Source organism: Burkholderia sp. Bp8986, from assembly GCF_003854225.1.
Taxonomy (GTDB): Bacteria; Pseudomonadota; Gammaproteobacteria; order Burkholderiales; family Burkholderiaceae; genus Burkholderia.
Genome location: NZ_QTQM01000185.1, coordinates 1 through 716, shown reverse-complemented (window position 1 = coordinate 716; position 716 = coordinate 1). Strand labels below are relative to the sequence as shown.

Genomic DNA, 716 nt, shown 5'->3' with positions numbered 1-716 from the left:
TTACTGATTTTGCGTCTTGCCATGCCGTAGACGATACGACGCCCGCAGCATCATGTTCAGGTTGTGTTAGCCGCTCTCAACACCCCCACCGGTGTGGCCGTGGATGCGGCGCGCAACGTGTACGTGGCCGACGCCTGGAACAACGCGATCCGCAAGATCACCCCGACGGGGGCGGTGACGACGTTGGCGGGTTCGACCACGCCAGGACATGCCGATGGGGCTGGATCCGTCGCGTCGTTTAACGTCCCCACCGGTGTGGCGGTGGATGCCGGGCAATGAGTACGTGGCCGACCATGACAACCACGAAATCCGCAAGATCACCCCGGCAGCGCCATGGCAGCGGTTTCATCAAGGAGGGGCAGCGCGCGGCGGATAGTCCAGCAGACGAGGGCGCGACAGAATCTACTTCCTGTTGGCGCAGCGCCCCTTCTGGGGAAGTGAAAGAAAAGTGACACTTTATCTGGAATCTGGTGGTGAGATTGACACATGCCCGTATATTTAATAGTGCTGCATTAAGCTGGCCATCGCCTATCCGGCATCGCGCTGAATCAGGACGATGCCGGCTGCTGGACGTGAGCCAGCCAGCCACGGTCAGCAGGCGCCGCCTGCTGACTGCGACCTGCCCACCTGTTCGTTGCTGAAAGGCAGACACACATTCGTGTGGCGGCTTGTCGCGAGAAACCGCGCATGGGCGGCTCCTGCAGTGCGCGAGGGGA

1 protein-coding gene is annotated in these 716 nt (G+C 61.5%); it reads left to right on the top strand.

What is annotated here, in order from left to right; translation table 11 throughout:
* Window positions 1–99: 99 nt before the first annotated feature.
* A complete protein-coding gene (locus DID99_RS38310; RefSeq protein WP_260444805.1) occupies window positions 100–279 on the top strand; it encodes a hypothetical protein in 180 nt (59 codons plus the stop codon).
* The last annotated feature ends 437 nt before the right edge of the window (window positions 280–716 follow it).